At 39.5% G+C, this 20,951-nt stretch carries 21 protein-coding genes; 6 read left to right on the forward strand and 15 right to left on the reverse strand.

Annotated features, from left to right (window positions below; translation table 11 throughout):
* Nucleotides 1–18 precede the first annotated feature (18 nt).
* The 12 genes from QEZ38_RS02920 to ybeY form a co-directional block, all read right to left on the reverse strand.
* Nucleotides 19–1,167 (reverse strand): hypothetical protein, encoded by a 1,149-nt coding sequence (locus tag QEZ38_RS02920; RefSeq protein WP_281334975.1) that lies wholly within the window; start codon nucleotides 1,165–1,167, stop codon nucleotides 19–21.
* Nucleotides 1,168–1,356: 189 nt separating this feature from the next.
* The gene (gene tehB, locus QEZ38_RS02925) at nucleotides 1,357–2,217 is read right to left on the reverse strand and encodes an SAM-dependent methyltransferase TehB (RefSeq protein WP_281334976.1); all 861 of its coding nucleotides are present in this window, start codon (nucleotides 2,215–2,217) and stop codon (nucleotides 1,357–1,359) included.
* Between the two features lie 14 nt (nucleotides 2,218–2,231).
* Nucleotides 2,232–2,699, reverse strand: coding sequence for an SsrA-binding protein SmpB (gene smpB, locus QEZ38_RS02930; protein ID WP_281334977.1), 468 nt, complete (start codon nucleotides 2,697–2,699; stop codon nucleotides 2,232–2,234).
* A complete protein-coding gene (rnr, locus tag QEZ38_RS02935; protein ID WP_281334978.1) occupies nucleotides 2,662–5,004 on the reverse strand; it encodes a ribonuclease R in 2,343 nt (780 codons plus the stop codon). Before rnr ends, smpB begins: the two co-directional genes overlap by 38 nt.
* A 98-nt stretch (nucleotides 5,005–5,102) precedes the next feature.
* Complete coding sequence (gene secG, locus QEZ38_RS02940; RefSeq protein ID WP_000282514.1) at nucleotides 5,103–5,336, reverse strand: preprotein translocase subunit SecG; 234 nt, start codon at nucleotides 5,334–5,336, stop codon at nucleotides 5,103–5,105.
* Nucleotides 5,337–5,375: 39 nt separating this feature from the next.
* Nucleotides 5,376–5,525, reverse strand: coding sequence for a 50S ribosomal protein L33 (rpmG, locus tag QEZ38_RS02945; RefSeq protein ID WP_001809104.1), 150 nt, complete (start codon nucleotides 5,523–5,525; stop codon nucleotides 5,376–5,378).
* Nucleotides 5,525–6,724: a multidrug efflux MFS transporter PmrA gene (gene pmrA / locus QEZ38_RS02950; RefSeq protein ID WP_281334979.1), complete on the reverse strand. Its 1,200-nt coding sequence runs from the start codon at nucleotides 6,722–6,724 to the stop codon at nucleotides 5,525–5,527. Before pmrA ends, rpmG begins: the two co-directional genes overlap by 1 nt.
* Nucleotides 6,711–7,316, reverse strand: coding sequence for a dephospho-CoA kinase (gene coaE, locus QEZ38_RS02955; RefSeq protein WP_281334980.1), 606 nt, complete (start codon nucleotides 7,314–7,316; stop codon nucleotides 6,711–6,713). Before coaE ends, pmrA begins: the two co-directional genes overlap by 14 nt.
* Nucleotides 7,316–8,140 (reverse strand): DNA-formamidopyrimidine glycosylase, encoded by an 825-nt coding sequence (mutM, locus tag QEZ38_RS02960; protein WP_281334981.1) that lies wholly within the window; start codon nucleotides 8,138–8,140, stop codon nucleotides 7,316–7,318. The genes coaE and mutM overlap by 1 nt, the downstream gene beginning before the upstream one ends.
* Nucleotides 8,141–8,188: 48 nt before the next feature.
* The gene (gene era / locus QEZ38_RS02965) at nucleotides 8,189–9,088 is read right to left on the reverse strand and encodes a GTPase Era (RefSeq protein WP_281334982.1); all 900 of its coding nucleotides are present in this window, start codon (nucleotides 9,086–9,088) and stop codon (nucleotides 8,189–8,191) included.
* Between the two features lie 16 nt (nucleotides 9,089–9,104).
* Entirely contained in the window at nucleotides 9,105–9,500 is a 396-nt protein-coding gene (locus tag QEZ38_RS02970) for a diacylglycerol kinase family protein (protein WP_000378151.1), read from the reverse strand.
* Entirely contained in the window at nucleotides 9,481–9,978 is a 498-nt protein-coding gene (ybeY, locus tag QEZ38_RS02975; protein WP_281334983.1) for an rRNA maturation RNase YbeY, read from the reverse strand. The genes QEZ38_RS02970 and ybeY overlap by 20 nt, the downstream gene beginning before the upstream one ends.
* Nucleotides 9,979–10,082: 104 nt before the next feature.
* Between ybeY and QEZ38_RS02980 the strand changes: the two genes are divergently transcribed.
* From QEZ38_RS02980 to QEZ38_RS02990, 3 genes are all read left to right on the forward strand, one after another.
* Complete coding sequence (locus QEZ38_RS02980) at nucleotides 10,083–11,738, forward strand: Rqc2 family fibronectin-binding protein (protein ID WP_281334984.1); 1,656 nt, start codon at nucleotides 10,083–10,085, stop codon at nucleotides 11,736–11,738.
* A gap of 60 nt (nucleotides 11,739–11,798) precedes the next feature.
* Nucleotides 11,799–12,656, forward strand: coding sequence for a YitT family protein (locus QEZ38_RS02985; protein WP_281334985.1), 858 nt, complete (start codon nucleotides 11,799–11,801; stop codon nucleotides 12,654–12,656).
* Nucleotides 12,657–12,700: 44 nt separating this feature from the next.
* Nucleotides 12,701–13,550 (forward strand): IS630 family transposase gene (locus QEZ38_RS02990; RefSeq protein WP_281334986.1). Its coding sequence is split into 2 segments (ribosomal slippage): nucleotides 12,701–13,020 and nucleotides 13,019–13,550, totalling 852 coding nucleotides; the frame shifts between segments, so codons are not numbered across the junction.
* Nucleotides 13,551–13,620: 70 nt separating this feature from the next.
* Here QEZ38_RS02990 and nox read toward each other — a convergent pair.
* Nucleotides 13,621–15,000 (reverse strand): H2O-forming NADH oxidase, encoded by a 1,380-nt coding sequence (gene nox, locus QEZ38_RS02995; protein WP_281334987.1) that lies wholly within the window; start codon nucleotides 14,998–15,000, stop codon nucleotides 13,621–13,623.
* 318 nt (nucleotides 15,001–15,318) lie between these two features.
* Between nox and QEZ38_RS03000 the strand changes: the two genes are divergently transcribed.
* The 3 genes from QEZ38_RS03000 to QEZ38_RS03010 are packed head-to-tail and all read left to right on the forward strand — an operon-like array spanning nucleotide 15,319 to nucleotide 18,132.
* Complete coding sequence (locus QEZ38_RS03000; protein ID WP_281334988.1) at nucleotides 15,319–16,233, forward strand: FAD:protein FMN transferase; 915 nt, start codon at nucleotides 15,319–15,321, stop codon at nucleotides 16,231–16,233.
* A 40-nt stretch (nucleotides 16,234–16,273) separates the two neighbouring features.
* Nucleotides 16,274–16,879, forward strand: a complete 606-nt coding sequence (locus QEZ38_RS03005; protein WP_281334989.1) for an NADPH-dependent FMN reductase — start codon at nucleotides 16,274–16,276, stop codon at nucleotides 16,877–16,879.
* A 17-nt stretch (nucleotides 16,880–16,896) separates the two neighbouring features.
* A complete protein-coding gene (locus QEZ38_RS03010; RefSeq protein WP_049525810.1) occupies nucleotides 16,897–18,132 on the forward strand; it encodes an NAD(P)H-dependent oxidoreductase in 1,236 nt (411 codons plus the stop codon).
* 242 nt (nucleotides 18,133–18,374) lie between these two features.
* Here the strand turns inward: QEZ38_RS03010 and QEZ38_RS03015 are convergent, their stop codons facing one another.
* Together QEZ38_RS03015 and glyS are read right to left on the reverse strand one after the other, a co-directional pair.
* Nucleotides 18,375–18,632: a DUF896 family protein gene (locus tag QEZ38_RS03015; protein ID WP_000187071.1), complete on the reverse strand. Its 258-nt coding sequence runs from the start codon at nucleotides 18,630–18,632 to the stop codon at nucleotides 18,375–18,377.
* 29 nt (nucleotides 18,633–18,661) lie between these two features.
* Nucleotides 18,662–20,698: a glycine--tRNA ligase subunit beta gene (gene glyS / locus QEZ38_RS03020; protein WP_281334990.1), complete on the reverse strand. Its 2,037-nt coding sequence runs from the start codon at nucleotides 20,696–20,698 to the stop codon at nucleotides 18,662–18,664.
* Nucleotides 20,699–20,951: the final 253 nt, after the last annotated feature.

The following is a 20,951-nucleotide window of genomic DNA, read 5'->3' on the forward strand; positions in this document are numbered from 1 at the left end:
CGACTTAAGAGAGAGTTTTTATCTGCTTTTTCTTTTAAGTTTCTTTTCCAACATCGGAATGATGTTAGAAATCTGATCATTTTTTATGACCAAGACTCCGTATTCATGGCAACGATTGATGTATACTGGATTTATTTTCCCAGAACAAACAATTAGTTTTAGACAACTTTCCCCGGCAAAATGGGTGGCATAAAGTTCTAATTCATTTATAGCCTCTACTGATAAGTCTGTCATTTTACAGGAAATAAAAACAATGGACCTACCTTTACGAAGGACAACATCAATCTCATTTTGTACATTATCAGCCTCAGGGAAAATACCATTCCAATCAATTTCAGCCCCAATCATACATTCATCAAAATACTCTGACTCTAGTGCTAGAAGGTAAAGATAGAGTTCTAAAATATGGCCTTTGCTCCGACAAAGCAGTTGGGCCTCGGGGCTAGAAAAAGTATAACTAACGCGATTAGAAGTTTCCTCTTCAATATGGAGCAAGTCAGCATCTGTTAATAAGGAAATGATTGATTTAGGGTAATAATAACGTTTCCCATTATTCTCTAGCACTTTTCCTGTTTCAGAATGAAGATTACTTGTCTTTGCTAGAGCAAAAAATTGAGTTACTTTTAACCATTCTTCTGGTTTTGAAAGGGCGCTATTTGCCAATTTTTTGATAGCAGCAATCTGTTTAGGCGCATGGAAAGGTTGCTTGGACTTTAGTAGTTTACCCCCACGCAGGGCAATCAACTGCTGGATGGATAGAGTTGGGACCACCAGGTTCTTTTTCTCCAATTTTCCAAGCTTCCAATCATACTGTAGACCATGGTCAACATCCATTGCAAGAAGTTGTATCTTTCTGTCCAAAGCATACTGATAAAGAGATAGAGCTAGTAAAGAGTCTCCTCCAAAAACATCAATGGTCACTGTCTCGAAATCATTGATAAATACGTCTAATTCCTGGCAGGTTTTTTCTAGGTTAAATTGTCGAAAATGTACTTGTTTTAAGTGTGATACTTGTTCCATTAGAAAATGCTTCAAGGATAGCTTTTCTTCCTTAGCAATTTTACTTGTAGAAAGATATAAAATCTCATCACAATCACTGACAAAAGCCTGGTAGACATTTTTCTCAATGGTATGACGGTCGTACAGTTCAATTAAAAGACTAGTCATCTTAAGACCTCCTAGACAAAAAAGTCTGAAAGAATAGTGGTCGATCAGAATCGTTTTAAAAGCATCACAATTCTGTTTAATTTTATCGACCTCTTCTACTTCTAGTATAGCATAAATTGAGAACTCCCTTTCTTATTAGGGCAACAAATAAGGAATAGAAAACGACTGCTCTCTATTCCTTTTATTCATTTATTTTATCTTTTTAGCTAGCATAGTCGCAAAGCGTAGTTGGATACGATTGCCATTTTCATCACGACGGTGTAAATGACCAGGGTTTTCATTGTACTTCACTAACTCCCAATCCTTGTAGTAATTGGCCAATTCTCCCTCTTTAAAGGTGAATGGGAAGTTCACTGAGCAAGGATAATCCTCCGTGTCCATGGCACAAACGATAAGATTATAGCCACCGATAGAGGTTTGTTCCTGCATGTTTTGGATAATAGCTGGAATACGATCTGCTTGTAAAAACATGAGCACAACTGTCGATACGATAAAATCGTAGGTTTGGCCAATGCTAGCTGAATTGATATCGTAGAGACCGACAGGCATTTCTAAATCTTCTTGCTCAACGATGCTTTGCAAAATTTCAAGGGATAGCTCATTTTGGTCCACTGCTGTGACATCAAATCCATGTTGAGCAAGAAAGAGCGCGTTTCTTCCTTGACCACATCCTAGGTCTAGTGCCTTACATGGCTTGACCGTCTGCATAGCTTCTAAAACCTCCGAATGGACTGGATTGGTATTGTATTTCTTTGGGAAATAATCCTCTGGTTTACAATAAAATTCCAGATACCATTCTACATCATCTGTGGCAGCTTCCACTCTGTGCCAAGCTTGAGGTTGCGCCATAGGATTATCAGCACCTGCTTCAAAGAGGTGCTCAGCTATAACTTCCCCCTCCTCAGTCAATTCAATAAACTTAAGAGCCCCTTTTAATACGGTAATCTTGCCCCAAGTTCCGACCTTGGTATTGTGTTTTCTTTGAACAGCTTCTGGCATGGTGTCTTTATTCCAGACAGGCATGCGTTTATAGGCAACTAGTTTTTCCATTTACTTCACTCTTTCTATCGATGGTTAACTGCTTTCATAACACGCGCGATATCGCGATCTTGCTCACGACGTTTGATCGACTCACGTTTATCGTAGTCATGTTTTCCTTTAACAAGTCCTAAAAGAAGCTTGGCATAGCCGTCTTTGATGTAGACTTTAAGTGGAACCAGAGTCATCCCTGTCCCTTTGGTTTCTTGCTCCAATTTCTGGATTTGTTTTTTATGAAGGAGAAGTTTACGACGACGTTCTGGCTCCTGATTCCAGATATTGCCCTCCTCATAAGGAGCGATATGAACATTGCTCAGCCAAACTTCCCCATTTTTAACTTGGGCAAACCCATCCTTCAGATTGATACGAGCTGCTCGAACGCTCTTGATTTCTGTTCCTGTCAGCACCATTCCTGCTTCTAGCGTATCAACAATTGTATAGTCGTGGTGCGCCTTTTTATTTTGCGCGACGACCTTTCCCTCGCCCTTTGCCATGCTTAGCTCCTTTCTTTGCTACTTCTTTGTAAAAAGGTTTCTTGCTTTTTTTCTTTTTGTCCTTCGAAGAATGCTTACGCTTATCATTTGAGCGGCTAGTTTTTCTCTTGTCTTCTTTCTTATCCGAACGACGACCTCTATCCTTGCGGCCAGACGGTTTCAACCCCTTCTCAATGACATCAAATTCGCTTGGAATAAAGCTGAAATCAATCTCGCCCGTCATCTTGTCCGCTCTTTCAACCCGAATGCGAATCTGCTGACCTACACGGAAGGTTGTACCCGATTTTTCTCCACGAAGGGTCAAATCACGCTCATTGAAATGATAAAATTCAGGTAAATTAGTAATGTGAATCAAGCCCTCAACTGTATTTGGCAATTCAACAAAAAGACCGAATTTAACAATACTGGAAACAACAGCATCATACTCTTCACCCACAAATTCTTCCATGTATTCAGCTTTTTTCATGGCTTCAACTTCACGTTCAGCTTCGATAGCCCGGCGCTCACGGTTGGAAGACTGAGTCGCAATCTCTGGAATGACCTGTTCAAAATGTTCTGCTCTTTCCTTGGAACGTCCATAGTCACGAATCATTCGATGAACCAAGAGGTCCGGATAACGGCGAATCGGACTGGTAAAGTGGGTATAATATTCCGCTGCTAGGCCATAGTGCCCATGGTTATGCTCAGAATAACGAGCCTGCTGCATGGAACGCAGAAGCATCATGGATAACACATCCGCATAAGGCTCGCCCTCAACGGCACGCATAATATCTTGAAGTGCTTCTTGACTAATCTCACTGGCAGTTCCATAAATTCTCAAGCCAAAACTTGAAGCATAATCAATAAACTTCTGAACTTTTTCAGCCTTAGGTTCCTCATGGATACGATAGATAAAAGGTAAATCAAGCTTGCTAAAATGCTCAGCAACTGTTTCGTTAGCAATCAACATAAAGGACTCAATCATACGTTCTGCAGTACCGCGATGACGAAGAACAATATCTACTGGTTTCCCTTGCTTGTCAACCAAGATTTTAGCCTCATTGGTATCAAAATTGAGAGCTCCACGCTTAATCCGCATACCTTCAAGAATTTCATGAAGCTTGGCCATAAGTTCGATACTAGGAACAATTTTCTTATACTCTTGTCTCTTCTCTTCATCACCTGCTAGGATGTCATTGACATCACTATAGGTCATACGGAAACTTGTCTTGATAACTGTCTGCGTAATGGTGTAATTACGAACCCGACCATATTTATCAATTTCCATGATAGCTGATTGGGTCAAACGATCTACTTGAGGATTAAGAGAACAGATGCCATTTGAAAGGCGTTCTGGTAGCATTGGAACTACACGATCTGTCACATAGACAGAGGTCGCACGATTGAGGGCTTCTTTGTCAAGAGCAGACCCCTCTGTCACATAGTAAGAGACGTCAGCGATATGAACTCCAAGTTCAAAATTTCCATTCTTCAATGGCTTGATGTGAACTGCGTCGTCCAAGTCCTTAGCATCTGCTCCATCTATGGTAAAGGTAATTTCATCTCTTAGGTCCAATCGTCCTTCTATATCCTTCTCTGATGGAGCATCTGGTACACTTTCTGCTTCTTTAATAACAGCCTCTGGAAATTCTGAGACAATATCCATAGACTCTAGGACTTCAAGGACATCAATCCCTGCATCCGTTGAATGTCCAACCACATCTAGGACACTCGCCACAAAGAAGTCGTGTTTCTTACTTGGGTACTTGTCAATAAAGACCTTGAGTACTTCTGTCCCTTCTAGTTTGAGAGATGGCTTTTTCACATAAATCGGTTGACTTATTTTTTGGTTTTTAGAACGGATATAACCTGCATACTTAGGCTTTTCCTCATCGAGAATAATTTGCCCGACAACTGTCGTGAGACTGTGCTCTAGGATGTCGATAATCTTTGCTTCTGCAGCAGTTCCTTTGTTACGGTCAGCAACTTTCTTAATGACAACTTCAACAGTATCACCATCAATGGCATAATTAACATCACTTTTTCCAACAAAAAGATCGTCTTCTTCGCCTTCAAGACTTACAAAACCGAACCCATTTTTATGGGCATGGAAAATTCCTTTTAGGGTAATCTCTTGTTTTTTCTTCTGGTCTAGGGTTAAACTACCATCTTCTTCAAAGCGAATCTGGTGCTTACGTTCCATCAAGGAAAGAGTTTTGATTAACTCACGGAAGTCCTTTGAACCATCCTTCCCGAGAGCACTGGCCAAGTCATTAACTGTGACATTCCCCTTCTCTTGTAAATATTCTTTTATTTTATCTTTCATGTTTACTTTCTAGATTTATATTAATTTCTTTTTGGTGTAAAACCTTATTTCTTTTAAAAATAAAAATAGGCAAAGACCTAGTCCCGCCCATTATTTTCTTATCTACTTGATAATACCGTCAATGCTAAGGCAATGGCTAGCCAGAAAAAGACTAAAATTCCTGTCAAACGTTGCATCACAGCTTCAAAACCGCGCGCTTTGCTACGTTCAAACAAATCACCTGCACTGGCATCAAATACATTGCTAGATTGGTTTTTAGTTGGTTGCATGAAAATTGCAATCACAATCACAACAGATAATACTAATAGAATGGTTAATAATAGGTTATACATATCAAACTCCTTAAAATCCCTATTATTCTACCATAATTTCTACTTAGATTCAAGATGTAGAGTCACTTTTCTTTCTTTAGGGCAATACTTTAAGACCTCAATCTTGTCTGGATGGGTTTTGGAGTTCTTACTGGTTAGATAATTGATGCTGCCACAAGAGGAGCATTTGAGATTGATTTTTACTCGCACTAGATTTCCTTCACTTTTAATAATGTTCTAAATTGGATAAGGTTAAATAAACAACTGAGAGCTACACAAAGAGCTGTTGCATAAAATACTGAGTGATAGCCAAATTGTCCCGCTACTGCTGATCCTGCTAAGGGACCTATCACTCCTCCTAGATAAAAGAAGACTTGATTAAAGGCAAATACCCTTGAAATGCCAACTTTGGGAGTCATTTTACTTAGGAGAGCATTGACACCAGGGATCAGAGCTCCTGTCCCCAGACCAAATAGAAAACGATAGAAGCCTAATTGGAATGGGCTAGTCGCATTTGCACATAATAGATATATGAAAACTGAATATACCTGAGCTACGACAAGGAGTCGATGATTGCCCACTTTATCACCTAATTTACCCATGATACCTGCGCTCATCATACTTGAAAATCCCATACTGGATACAATCAAGCCAGAGACAAAGAGAAGATTCTCTTTCTGTCCAAGGTCTCGTACATACAGGGCAAGGATGGGACCGATAGATTGGGCAGCAAATTGAATCACAAAGCTAGTTAGAAATAGATTTATCAGGAGAAAAGGATATTTGACAGATGTAAAGAGCTCTCTTGTAGGGAGTGCTTTTTCTTTTGGCACTGGTTGAAAGTCCTCTTTGATAAAAAGAATGGTTAAGATAGCTGCCAAAAACAAGAAACCGCCAACCAATAAAAAGACATTCCGAATGCCAAAAATTTCGGCAATGAAACCACCTACAAATGGACCTGTTAAAGTTCCAGCGACAACTCCAGTTGATAAAGTCCCTAGGGCGTACCCCGACTTGTCTTTAGGGACTTGACTGGCAATCAAAGCTGTCGCATTGGGTACGAAACCTGTAAAAACACCATTAAGAAAGCGTAAGAACAAGAGCCAGAAAACATTTGGAACAAATGCCAGACCTCCCATAGTAATAGTCATGGCTAGCCCTGCACGAATCATCATGGGTTTTCGACCATACTTGTCTGCTAAGATACCCCAAATTGGTGATACAAAGGCTGCAGAAATGGCTGAGACTGATATAGCTAAACCTGAATAAAAGGCAACTTGATCTCCTTCAATTCCTAACTGTTCGACAAAAATAGGCATGAAAGGAACAACGAGAGAAATGCTGGCTCCTGTTAAAAAACAACCAAACCAAGCAATACGAAGATTATCCTTCCAACTAATCTCTTGCATGGGCATCGCCTCCTTCAAGTAAGGTCACTACTTGACTCAAAAGCTGCTCTCGACTGCCATTATTGTCTAATATATAAGTAGCAAATTTCTTCTTTTCTTCTAAAGGCCACTGTGAAGCTAAACGAGTTTTAGCTGACTCTTTGGATAACTGATCACGGTTCATCAAACGTTCTATTTGAACATCTGGTGACACATAGACTAACCAAGTTTCATCGAACCATGAAGCATAGTCCTGTTCAAAAAGCAATGGAATATCCATGAAAAATAGGTCCTCAGTTTGAGCTAACTTGTCTCTCAAAACCATCAATTCTTCACGGATGATTTGTCCTTGAGTCTGTTTAGACCATTCTCTCTCATCAGAGTTAGAAAAGATCAGACTGGCAAGTAATGGACGATCCAGCTCCCCATCTTCTAGAAGGACTTTTTCACCGAAATGCTCTACTAAAATCTGAAAAAGTCGTCCACCAGGTTTTTGAAGTTGGTGGACAAGCGCATCCGCATCCACAACTTGAAACCCTTTTTGTCTTAAAAATTCTGTGACAGTGGACTTACCAGATGCAATACCACCAGTGATTCCAATAATTTTTCCCATCACTTTCTCCTTTGACATTTTGGGCAAAAATGGGTTCCACGACCACCGAGTTGAATTTTTTCGATAATGGATCCACAACGTGAACAAGCTTGTTCAGCTTTATCATAGACTTGATGAAAGTCCTGCATGGTCCCATTCTCGCCAAAAGCATTGGTATAGGTTCGGATAGTGGACCCGCCTTTCTCAACAGCCTGCCCCAAAACTTCAATGGTTTGATCATGGACTTTTCTAGCCTCTTGGGCGCTTAAACTTTTAGAAGTTCTAGAGGGATGAACCTTTGCCCTCCAGAGAACTTCATCCACGTAGATATTTCCCAATCCAGCAACCAAAGTCTGATCGAGAAGATGCGATTTGATAGGTTTTTTAGATTTCTTCAAGGCACCTATAAAAATCTCTAAGTCAAAATCCTGTTCAGTAGGTTCTGGTCCAAGCTTTTTAGATACAAAGTAAGCATCTAAGAGTTCAGGCGCCAACAGTTCCATAGTCCCAAATTTGCGTACATCCTCATAAACTAAAGTTCCACCGTCTTCAAACTGGAAGAAAACATGGGCATGCTTACGCTCAGGAACATTGGTTGGGTAATAAAAATACTTGCCTTCCATCCTTAGATGAGAAATCAAGACCTTGTCTGTCAGGAAGAAAAGTAAATACTTGCCACGGCGCCCCATCGATTGAATTTCTTGACCAGGCACTTCCTTTTGAAATTGATCCAAATCTGTCTTAATCATCTTAGGATAACGAATATCAAGACTAGCAATCTTCTTCCCTAGAATCAGTTTTTCAAGACCTCGTCGAACCGTTTCGACTTCAGGTAATTCAGGCATAACTCCTCCTTCTCTAAAAACAAGAAGCAGGCTACTGCCCACCTCTTCTTAATATTCTTTTTCATTATAGCCAAAGTCAGCCAAATCTAGCTTTTTATCGCGCCAATTCTTCTTGACCTTGACCCAGGTTTCTAGGAAGACCTTGTCCCCTAGCATAAGCTCGATATCACGACGGGCCATAGTCCCAATTTTCTTGAGCATGGCACCACCTTTACCGATGACAATCCCTTTTTGGCTATCACGTTCAACCATAATGGTTGCTCGAATGTGAACCTTGTCCGTCTCCTCATCACGCTTCATCGAATCTACCACTACTGCAACTGAGTGTGGAATTTCTTCACGAGTTAAGTGTAAGACCTTTTCACGAATCATCTCAGAAACCAAGAAACGCTCTGGATGGTCTGTGATTTGATCCGCAGGGAAATATTGGAAACCTTCCTCAAGATTTTCACTTAGAATATCGACTAAACGTGAAACATTATTCCCCTGAAGGGCTGAAATCGGAACAATTTCCTTGAAATCCATCTGATTACGGAAGTCATCAATCTGTGATAAGAGTTGATCAGGGTGAACCTTGTCAATCTTATTGACCACCAAAATTACAGGAACCTTAGCAGCCTTGAGTCGTTCGATAATCATATCATCGCCCTTACCACGCGCCTCATCTGCAGGCACCATGAAAAGTACGGTATCCACTTCACGAAGGGTGCTATAGGCAGACTCTACCATAAAATCTCCGAGTGCTGTCTTAGGCTTGTGAATACCTGGTGTATCGATAAAGACAATTTGTTCCTTATCAGTGGTGTAAATCCCCATGATTTTATTGCGCGTTGTCTGTGCCTTATCACTCATGATGGCGATTTTTTGCCCCATAACGTGATTCAAAAAAGTTGACTTCCCTACATTTGGACGTCCTAAAATGGCTACAAAGCCTGATTTAAATGTCATAATTTCCTCTTACTATTTAAAATAATAAATCCCAAATTCGTGGGAGAAAGATAAGTGCACCTGTCAAAGCGGCAAAAAGTGAGACCACAAGCACGGCACCAGCCGCCATGTCTTTAGCTTTTTTTGCCAACATAGAAAAGTGATAGTGACTAGCCAAATCTACTACATTTTCAATAGCTGAATTAATAATCTCAAAAGCTACTACCATGAAAATGCTCAAGAGTAGAAATAACCATTCGATTCGTGACACCTGAAAAACAAAACCTGCAAGAACAACTATTAGAGCTGTCACTGCATGCTTTCTCATATTACGTTCTTCCTTAATCGCAGTAAAAATTCCTGTAATGGCAAATTCTAAACTGGAGATTAGGTCACGATTTTTCCATTTTCGTTTATTGTCTTGTGAGTCCATAGGCTGTCAAAATTTCTTCTTGTAAACCGAACATCTCCGCTTCTTCCTCGGGAGTGTAGTGATCATAGCCGTTAATGTGTAAAAAGCCGTGCACTGCCAAGAAGCCCATTTCACGCTCAAAACTATGACCGTACTCCTCAGCTTGCTCATGTGCCTTATCAATGGAAATGAAAAGTTCACCGATATAGGCATCAAATTCTGACATCATATCTGCCAAGTCAGGATCATTTTCCAGATCTTCCTCATCAAAGGCAATCTCTAACTCCGGCTTATATTCAAGACTGATGACATCTGTCGGACGATCGGTATCACGAAACTCTAGATTGAGTTCATGGCTTCGTTCGTTGGTCACAAATGTGACCGCCATTTCCTTGTCTTCTTTTCCAATTTTTTTTGCAGCAAATTCTAAAATTTTCTGTGTTTGTTCTAAAATTTCTTTTGAAACTTGTCCAGTTTCATCTACCATTTCAATATACATGTGCTTCTCGATTCTCTTTACTTGGCTTTATTATATCACATTTCTATGATTTTATTCTACCTTTTTGATATAATACTATGGAATACATTCACGAGGAGAGAACCATGTCATTTGATGGATTTTTTTTACACCACATGGTTGAGGAATTGCGAACTGAACTACTAAATGGTCGCATCCAAAAGATAAATCAACCCTTTGACCAAGAATTGGTCCTGCAAATCCGTAGCAATCGTAAAAGTCATCGTTTGCTCCTGTCTGCCCATCCAGTTTTTGGACGCATCCAGCTGACCCAAACGACTTTTGAAAATCCAGCTCAACCTTCCACCTTTATCATGGTTTTGAGAAAGTATCTTCAAGGAGCAGTTATCGAGTCAATCGAGCAAATTGAAAACGATCGTATCGTGGAAATCACGGTTTCCAATAAAAACGAGATTGGAGACCATATCCAGGCCACACTCATCATCGAAATTATGGGGAAACACAGCAATATTCTCCTTGTAGATAAGTCTAGTCACAAAATCCTTGAAGTTATCAAGCATATCGGTTTCTCTCAAAATAGCTACCGTACCTTATTACCAGGTGCTACTTATATCGCTCCTCCAAGTACAGAAGCTCTCAATCCTTTTATGGTCAAGGACGAAAAACTCTTTGAGATTCTACAAACCCAAGAGTTAACTGCTAAAAACCTTCAAATCCTCTTTCAAGGTTTGGGAAGAGATACAGCAACCGAGTTAGAAAGACAACTGCTTAATGATAAACTAGCCACTTTCCGGCACTTCTTTGGACAAGAAACCAAACCTTGCCTAACAGATAAATCCTTTTCTTGTGTGCCTTTTTCTAGTAAAACAGCGGAGAATTTTGACAGTCTTTCACAATTACTTGATGTCTATTACAAGGATAAAGCCGAACGTGACCGTGTGAAACAGCAGGCTAGCGAACTCATACGTCGCGTCGAAAACGAACTACAAAAGAATCGTCAAAAACTAAAGAAACAGGAACAAGAACTTCTGGCTACCGAAAATGCAGAAGAATTTCGTCAAAAAGGTGAGTTACTAACCACTTTCCTTCATCAAGTTCCCAATGACCAAGATCAGGTCATTTTGGAAAACTACTACACCAACCAGCCTATCACGATTGCACTTGATAAGGCTTTAACTCCAAACCAAAATGCTCAACGCTACTTCAAACGCTATCAGAAATTAAAAGAAGCTGTTAAATACTTGACTGATCTGATTGAAGAAACCAAGGCAACCATTCTCTATCTAGAAAGTGTCGAAACTGTCCTCAATCAAGCCGGACTCGATGAAATTGCTGAAATTCGTGAAGAATTGATCCAAACAGGATTTATCCGACGAAGACAAAGGGAAAAAATCCAGAAACGACAGAAACCTGAGCAGTATCTAGCTAGTGATGGAAAAACGATCATCTTTGTGGGGCGCAATAACCTACAAAACGAGGAATTGACCTTTAAAATGTCCCGTAAAGAAGAACTCTGGTTCCACGCTAAGGACATCCCTGGAAGTCATGTTGTTATCTCAGGCAATCTCAATCCTACTGATGAGGTTAAAACAGACGCTGCAGAACTTGCAGCCTACTTCTCTAAGGGACGTCTCTCAAATCTCGTTCAGGTAGATATGATTGAAGTTAAAAAACTCAACAAACCAACTGGTGGAAAACCTGGTTTTGTCACCTATACTGGGCAAAAGACCCTCCGTGTTACACCCGACCCTGAAAAAATTCAGTCCATGAAAATCAAATAAGTCTTGTATACTGGGGGCTGTTACTGCTAAAGACTCAAATAAAAATGGGAGGTGCGTTCAATGCTACGGCATATCAAATCTATTTTAACCATAATATTCGGAGCAGCCATTTATGCCTTCGGACTCACGTATTTTGTTGTGCCCCACCACTTATTCGAGGGTGGAGCAACGGGAATCACCTTGATTACCTATTATCTCTTTAACATCCCTATCTCCGTGATGAACCTCATCATCAATATCCCATTATTCATTCTAGCCTGGAAAATTTTTGGTGCAAAGACCCTATACAGCAGCCTGCTTGGTACTATTTCCTTATCCATTTGGCTAGCAATCTTTGAGAAGATTCCTCTCAACTTTAATCTTGAAGGAGATCTTGTCATCGTTGCTTTAGTTGCGGGTGTTCTTTTGGGACTTGGTCTAGGTATTATCTTCAATGCTGGTGGTACCACTGGAGGAACAGATATCGTCGCTCGAATCCTGAACAAGTACACCAATATCTCCGTAGGGAAATTACTCTTTGCACTAGACTTCCTCATCTTAATGCTCATTTTAATTATCTTCCAAGACCTTCGTCTCGTTACTTATACACTTCTATTTGACTTCATCGTCTCAAGAGTTATTGACTTGATTGGTGAAGGCGGATATGCTGGAAAAGGTTTTATGATTATCACTCAAAAGCCTATGGAAGTGGCAGATAAAATCAATGAAGAGCTAGGTCGAGGTGTCACCTTCATATCTGGACAAGGTTACTACAGTCAAAAAGATTTAAAAATTATCTACTGTATCGTAGCAAGAAATGAAATGATTAAGATGAAAGAATTGATTCATACGATTGATCCTAAGGCCTTTATTACCATCACTGAAGCTCACGAAATTCTTGGAGAAGGCTTCACCTTTGTAAAAGAAGAAACTTCATAACACATAGACAACAAAAATAGTACATAATGTGGTATAATCTTTTTATGGCATATTCAATAGATTTTCGTAAAAAAGTTCTCGCTTATTGTGAGAGAACAGGTAGTATAACAGAAGCATCACACATTTTCCAAATCTCACGTAATACCATTTATTGCTGGTTAAAGCTAAAAGAGAAAACAGGAGAGCTAAACCATCAAGTAAAAGGAACAAAACCAAGAAAAGTTGATAGAGATAGACTTAAAAACTATCTTACTGACAATCCGGACGCTTATTTGACTGAAATAGCTTCTGAATTTGGCTATCATCCAACTACTATCCACTATGCTCTCAAAGCTATGGGGTACACTCGAAAAAAAGAATCACACCTACTATGAACAAGATCCAGAAAAAGTAGCTTTATTTCTTAAAAAATTTAATAGTTTAAAGCATCTAGCACCTGTTTATATTGATGAAACAGGATTCGATACTTATTTTTATCGAGAATATGGTCGCTCTTTAAAAGGTCAGTTAATAAGAGGTAAAATATCTGGAAGAAGATATCAGAGGATCTCACTGGTTGCAGGGCTAACAAATGGTGAGTTAATCGCTCCAATGACTTACGAAGAGACGATGACGAGCGACTTTTTTGAAGCTTGGTTTCAGAAGTTTCTCTTACCAACATTAAACACACCATCAGTTATTATGGATAATGCAAGATTCCATAGAATGGGGAAGCTAGAGTTCTTATGTGAAAAATTTGGGCATAAACTTTTACCACTTCCTCCCTACTCACCTGAGTACAATCCTATTGAGAAGAAATGGGCTCATATTAAAAAGCATCTCAAAAAAGTATTGCCAAGTTGCAATACTTTTTTCGAGGCTCTTTTGTCCTGTTCTTGTTTCAGTTTATTATAACTTCGAATTTGAAGTTACTATTTTTTTGATGATAAAAACGGAAGAAACAAATCTTCCGTTTTACAAATCATTATTTTTCAGCTGTAAGTGCAGCCATTGTGATGTAGTTGTATGGTTTGTTGAAGTGTGGCAAGAAGAATAGGTCTGTCAATGCCAATTTTTCAATTGTAACATGTTCTTGGATAGCAAGTGAGAACATGTGAATTCCCATAGCAATTCCAGGATCACGTGATACCATTTGAGCACCAAGGATTTCACGGCTATCTTTGTCGAAGACAATCTTGATAGCTACTTCATGGTTGTCATGTTTCATAAATTCTGGTTTTTGAAGATCGTTGAAGCCAGTTTCAGTTGCATTGTAGCCTGCAGCTTTTGCTTTTTCAAGAGTCAAACCAGTTGAAACCATGTGAAGACCGTAGATAGAGATACCGTTTGATCCTTGAACACCGATTCCTTCAAGCTCATGTCCACAAGCATTGTAAGCACCAACGATACCAGTACGTACAGCGTTTGATGCAAGAGCGATGTAGCTAGTGTCTTTACGAGCGTTGTCATAAACAGTTGCACAGTCACCCACAGCGAACACACCTGGAAGTGAAGTTTCTTGTTTCTTGTTAACAAGGAAAGCACCGTTGCGGAAGAGTTCAATCTTACCATCAGCAAGAGCTGTGTTAGGACGGAAACCAACTGCAAGGATAACCATATCAACGTCAAAGCTTTCTTTGTCAGTGATCAAGCGTTCAACTTTACCGTCACCTTTGATAGCTTTAACAGTTTGTCCAAGTGCCAAGCGGATGTTGTGGTCTTCCAAGTTCTTAGCCATCAATTGCGTGAAGTCTTTATCGTAGTAACCGTTTAAGACTGTGTCTACGATATCAACAAGGACAACTTCTTTTCCAAGACGTTCGAATGCTTCAGCAAGCTCAACACCGATGTATCCACCACCGACAACAGCGATACGTTCAAGATGTTTGCTCTTGTCAGCAAGTTTGTTGATCACTTCTTCAGCATTTTGGTACAATTTAACGAATTGAACATTTTCAAGAGTTGCTTTGAATTCGCGGTTACCTTTAACAATTTCAACACCTTCGATTGGTGGCAAGATTGGAGTTGAACCTGTAGCAAAGATCAATTTTTCGTATGATTCTTTGTGTTCTTTTCCGTCAACTTCTGCAGTAACAACTTTGTTGTCATAGTCGATTGAAAGAACTGGTGAGTTCATGTAAACTTTAGCACCCTTTGCTTCCAATTTTTCTTTATCTGAGTAGAAGAGACCTTCTGGACCATCGATTTGTTCACCAATCCATAGAGCCATTCCACATCCTAGGAATGAAATGTTTGAGTTTTGGTCAAAAACAACGATTTCATTTTCACTTCCAAAATTGTCCAACATAGTGTTGATACAAGCTGTTCCAGCGTGGTTAGCACCCACGACTACGATTTTACTCATAAGATAATTCCTACCTTTAATTTTTTATTTACCTTTCTAGTATATCATTTTCTGTGAGCGTTTACAAGCTTTTTACTTATTTTCCCTTATTTTCGAAAACACTAGAAACATATATTAATTTATTTTCAGTGTTTTCAAATTAAATTTTAAGGAAATATAGTTTTTTTGAGCATATTTCTTGACTTTTTGTAAAAAATAATTTGTGAAAACGCTGACTTTATGATATTCTATTTATATGGAAATGAAATTTAAATCTTCAGATTGCTTTCATATCTAGATTTACAACTATTTCCAAGTGACTTGAAAGGAGTTGGTTTTTTGTCTCTTAGTTCATCTTCTGAACGACTAATGGGAACTACGATTACCATTTCCTTAGTACATGATCAGGCTGATAGTCTGCTCAGGCAAGCTTTTGATTTGCTTAAGGAGCTTGAATTTCGCTTCAATGCCAATAGTTCTGAATCGGAATTGATGGAAATCAATCATCAAGCTGGAATTGCTCCAGTCAAGGTACACCCTGATTTATTTGAACTGATTTCCTTAGGTTTAGACCATAGTCTAGCGCCTGGAAGTCATCTCAATATCAGTATCGGTCCTTTGGTACAAACCTGGCGTATTGGTTTTTCCGATGCAAAAGTTGCTAGTCCTGAAGAAATTTCTTCGGTTTTACCATTGATAGATCCCCGTTTTATCAAACTTGATTCAATTTCCTCTACTGTTTTCTTAGAAAAGAAAGGAATGAAAATTGATTTAGGTTGTCTAGCAAAGGGCTATAGCGCAGATAAGGTTGCTACTTTCTTAAAAGAAAATGGTGTCACTTCTGCTCTTATCAATCTTGGAGGAAATATCCTTACCATTGGTAATAACCAAGCCAGAAATGGACAACCTTGGCAAATTGGTATTCAAGACCCTAATCATCCACGTGGTAATCACCTGATGACCTTATCTATTACTGGAAAATCTGTTGTTACTTCTGGAATTTATGAACGGCATCTTGAAATCGATGGAAAGGATTATCATCACATTTTCGATAGTGAAACTGGCTATCCTATTGAAACGGATTTGGCTAGTTTAACGATTATATCTGACCGCTCAGTTGATGGTGAGATATGGACCACACGATTGTTTGGCCAACGTAGCGCTTCTATCATGTGGCAAATCGAAAATATCGATGGAATCGAAGCCATCCTTATTGATAAAGATGGACATATCGCTTGTTCATCCGGTATCTAAAGATAAATAATAAATAATGCAAAAAGAGAAAGGAAAGCTCATGCTAAAACTTATTGCTATTGTAGGAACTAACTCTAAACGTTCCACAAACCGCCAACTGCTTCAATATATGCAAAAACACTTTGCTGATAAAGCAGAAATCGAATTGGTAGAAATTAAAGACCTACCAGTCTTCAACAAACCTGCAGATAAACTTATTCCTGCAGAAGCCTTGGAAATCGCTGCAAAAATCGAAGCAGCTGATGGTGTGATTATCGGTACTCCTGAATATGATCACTCAATTCCTGCCGTTCTTATGAGCGCTCTTGCTTGGATTTCTTATGGAGTATTTCCACTCCTTAACAAACCAGTGATGATCACAGGCGCTTCATACGGTACACTCGGTTCTTCACGTGCTCAATTGCAACTCCGTCAAATCTTGAATGCGCCAGAAATTAAAGCAAATGTTCTTCCAGATGAGTTCTTGCTCTCTCATTCTCTTCAAGCATTCGATAAGAATGGTGACTTGGTAGATCTTGATGTCATCAAGAAATTGGATGCCATCTTTGATGACTTCCGTATCTTTGTCAAGATTACTGAAAAATTGCGTAATGCACAAGAACTTCTTCGTAAAGATGCAGAAGAATTTGACTGGGAAAATTTGTAAGATAGGAGATCGAAAGAATGAAATTTGTTGGACTTGTTGGATCAAACTATGACCAATCATATAACCGCAAACTCTTGGAATTCATCCGTCGTAACTTCAAACTAAAATTTGAATTAGAAGTTCTTGAAATCGATGAAGTCCCAATGTTTAACCAAGACGAAAAATGGGACGAAAGCTTCCAGTTGCGCCTTCTTTACAATAAAATTACTCGTGCTGATGGTGTGATTATTGCTACTCCTGAGCACAACCATACAATTTCTGCTTCACTCAAGTCAGTTCTTGAATGGCTTTCATATGAAGTACATCCATTTGAAAACAAACCAGTGATGATCGTGGGTGCTTCTTACTACGACCAAGGAACTTCTCGTGCGCAAGTTCACCTTCGTAAAATCCTTGACGCACCAGGGGTGAATGCCTACACATTACCAGGTAATGAATTCCTTCTTGGAAAAGCTAAAGAAGCTTTTGATGCTAACGGAAATATTATCAACGAAGGAACTGTTAAATTCCTTGAAACTTGCTTAGATAACTTTGTCAAATACGTAGGAGTCGTTTCTAAATTGAAAAAACCAAAACCAATTGAACCAGAAGACTTGGATTGTGGAAAACCAATCGCTACAACTATTACAGAAGTTGACCCTGATGATCCAGAATGGGTAGAAAAAGTTGCAGAAATTACAGGTGCTGTATCTGGGGATACATACGTTAAACTTGACCATGGTATCCTTACAGTTAACCAAATTGATATGTTCTTGAAAGCTATGCCATTTGAATTGACATATGCTGACGATAACAACCAATTCCTATACTACAACAACGCTCACCAAGATCCAGATACCATGTTTGCTAAACGTGTACCATCTCAATCTGGTAGCCGTATGTCAACAGTTCACGGTTCACTTCCACCAGCACGTATGAAAAATGTTGAGTGGGTTATTGGAACTCTTAGGAACGGTAACCAAGAATACGTACGTACAATTGTCCCAGGTTCACCTGCTGGTGTTATCAATACTCACAACTACCAAGCAATGTACTATCCTGATGGTTCATATGCTGGTATCAATGAAATTGTCTTTAACTTCCAACCATGGCTTGACTGGTACTTGAAAGAAACTGGTCAACGTTTGGTAGGAGGAAGCGGTCCGTTTGCTCCTGCTGGAGGCCACGGTGACGCAGATGCTACTTCTGGTGCTTCTGACTCAGCTGACGGAGGCCATGGAGATGCGGACGCTACTTCTGGTGCAAGTAACTAATACTCAATGAAAATCAAAGAGCAAACTAGGAAGCTAGCCGCAGGTTGCTCAAAGCACTGCTTTGAGGTTGTAGATAGAACTGACGAAGTCAGTAACATATATACGGCAAGGTGAAGCTGACGTGGTTTGAATTTGATTTTCGATGAGTATAAAATTTAATACTAAAGGAACCTCTTTAGGTTCCTTTTTTTAAAACAAAAACTCGGTTAGTAAAATCTAACCGAGTTTTCTATATCTCAAAATTATGAATTTGGATCGTCAAGACTACGACCATGCAAGCCTTTTTCACGTTGTACCTGACGAAGTTTTTCAGGAGTCACATCATTTCCATCTTCATCTACGATTTTGATCCCTTCAATGTGATGACGAACTGAACGACGATATCCTTCGATATATTCCTCACGAAGTTTAGCTTGTTCTACTTTTTCTTCTGCAGTCAAGCCTTCAGTTTTTTTCTTTTTCGCAAGCTCATTAATACGAGCGATTTTTTCTGGTGTCATATTTGAACCTCCAATCTACTTTTTAATTTCTATTTTGTATTAAGAAGATTAAAAGCAGCGACAGTTTTTGCTTTATTCACAAGTTCAGTTAGAATAGCTAGGCGATTATTCTTAACATCAACATCCTCTGCCATAACCATTGTATTGTCAAAGAATGCATCAATAACAGGACTAAGAGCAAATAACTGCGTTAATTTATCACTAGCTGAACCTTTCAATTCTAGATTTTCTACTGCTTGAGCTAGTTCTTTTTCCTGTTCATTTTCAAAGAGACTAGTATCAACTTTGACTGAACCTTCTGCTTTTTCCGCTAGGTTAAAGGCACGAGATAAGGATTCAACAGCTGGTTTGTAGTTACTATTTAGAGATGCTTCTTTCAGTGCTTCTGCTGCTTCAATCATATCAGAAACAACAAAGTTTGAACTTGCTAGAACAGCTTCCTTAATATCTTTTGCAGTAGACCCCATCATCTTATCAACACGAGCTTTGATGAAGTTAAGCACTTCTTCTTGATTATCGTAAGTTAGGCTATCAAATGATAAAGCATAAAGGCTAGCAATCAATTCGTCCATTGGAATATTCCAGCCAAAGTCTTCCAAGATACGGACAATCCCTTGTGTTGCACGACGAAGAGCATAAGGGTCATTTGAACCAGATGGAATCAAGCCAACAGAGAAGAAGGACAAGAGAGTATCCAATTTATCAGCTAGTGCAAGGATAGCTCCGACTTTAGACTCAGGAAGAGCACCATCTGCAGAATCTGGAAGGTAATGTTCACGAATAGCTTGTGCTACTGCTGCATTCTCACCAGCGAGAAGAGCATATTTCTCACCCATGATCCCTTGAAGCTCATCAAATTCACCAACCATACCAGTCAAGAGGTCAAACTTATAAATGGTTGCAGCACGAGCAAGGTCAACAGTTTCATCTACCGATAAACCTGCTTTTTCTGCCAAAAGGATAGCAATTTGCCCTGTACGAATCATGTGCTCACGAAGTGAACCAATCTTTTCATGGAAGGTTACGTGTGATAATTTAGCTACAAGATCTTCAATCTTGAGTTTTTGGTCTTCACGCCAGAAGAATTCACCATCTTCAAGACGTGCCACCAAGACTTTCTCATTTCCTCGGATGACATTATCCAAATACTCTGCATTTCCGTTACGAACAGAAATAAAGTTTGGTTTTAGATTTCCATCAAGGTCACGTACTACAAAGTAGCGTTGGTGAGTTTCCATTGAAGTGACCAAAACTTCTTCTGGAACCTCTAGGTACTTAGGATCAAAATTCCCCATGAAGGCAGTTGGGTATTCAACCAAATTCAGAACTTCATTCAAGAGTCCTTCATCAATTTGTACCTGAACACCTTCTGCAGCTTCGATAGCCTTAATTTGCTCACGAATCATATTTTCGCGTTCAGTGCTATCTGCAATAACATAAACTTTACGCAGGTCTTCTTCATAGCTGTCAGCATGCTGAATTTCTACTTCGTGACCAAGGAAACGATGTCCACGGCTAACTCTTCCTGAATGAATATCTAGGAAATCCATATCAAGTGCCACATCATCCAAAAGAACTGTCAACGTATGGACTGGACGGATATATTCAAAGGTATTGTTTGCCCAGTGCATACTTACTGGGAAGCTTAAACTAGCCAACACTTCTGGAATTCCAGTCAAAACTTCCTCAGCTGGTTTTCCAGCTTCATGCTTAGTTACGTAGACATATTCTTCACCTTTGATTTCACGGAATTCGATATCATCTACCGTCAAGCCTTTACCACGGACAAAGCCTTGCGCTGCTTTAGAAAAGTTTCCTTCTGCATCCAAAGCAATTTTTTTAGAAGGTCCTTTAAAATCTTCAGTCAAATCCGTTTGTTGGTCTGCCAAGCCAAGTACGCGAACAGCCAAACGACGTGGAGTTGAAAAAGTTTGAATTCCTTCGTATGAAAGGCGGTTATTATCCAAGAAGGCTGCCATTTTTTCACCTAGTTGTTTTTCACTTGGTGTGACAACGTAGGCTGGTAACTCTTCGAGTCCTAGTTCTACTAATAAATTTTTTGCCATGTTTTTTCCTTTACAAAATTTCTTCTTTTTGATAGGCACCTTAGGTACTGGAGACGTTGCTAACTAACTTTGTGAGTCTGTGGGGAAATCTTCTATCTTCTTGACAAAGATTTCCAACAATCTCATCAAAGTGGATTTAGCCAACTGATTTTTGAACCTAAAGTTTCAAAAATCCCCAGATATCAGTACGGCGGTGTCTATCCCTTTAGCAAGTCTTCGACTTGCCTCTGGGTGCCATACGGGCTCACTTTGT

Origin of the sequence: Streptococcus taonis (assembly GCF_029948085.1) — a bacterium.
Lineage (GTDB): Bacteria > Bacillota > Bacilli > Lactobacillales > Streptococcaceae > Streptococcus > Streptococcus taonis.